The sequence below is a fragment of the Pandoraea sp. PE-S2R-1 genome (genome assembly GCF_002179865.1).
GTDB lineage: Bacteria > Pseudomonadota > Gammaproteobacteria > Burkholderiales > Burkholderiaceae > Pandoraea.
The window spans coordinates 1-329 of record NZ_NGUR01000170.1; the positions used below are offsets into that span (position 1 = coordinate 1).

Sequence of the window (329 nt, forward strand, 5' to 3'; positions counted from 1 at the left end):
CGGGCGGTATGGCGATGCCCGCCGGCCGGCGGTGAGATTGGGGCTGTCGTTGGTCAGGGGTTTGTCCGACGACGGCGCGCGGGCAATTGAACGCGCGCGCCGGCAGCAACCGTTCACTGACATCGACGACCTGACGGCACGGGCCGCACTGTCGCGACGGGATCTCGACGCGCTCGCCGCCGCCGATGCGCTGTCGGCATTGCTGGGCGGCCGGCGTCAGGCTCGCTGGACGGTCGCGGCATGGCAGCCGCCCACGCCGCTGCTGGGGGCGACCGTGTTGCGCGACGCGCTGCCGGGCAGTCGCGATGAGCAGGTGATGTTGCCGCCGA

The 329-nt window shown here is 72.6% G+C and carries 1 protein-coding gene; it reads left to right on the forward strand.

What is annotated here, in order from left to right; translation table 11 throughout:
• Positions 1-61 precede the first annotated feature (61 nt).
• Positions 62-329, forward strand: a 268-nt coding sequence (locus CDV44_RS28690) for a hypothetical protein (protein WP_305790826.1), incomplete at its 3' end; no start/stop codon positions are given.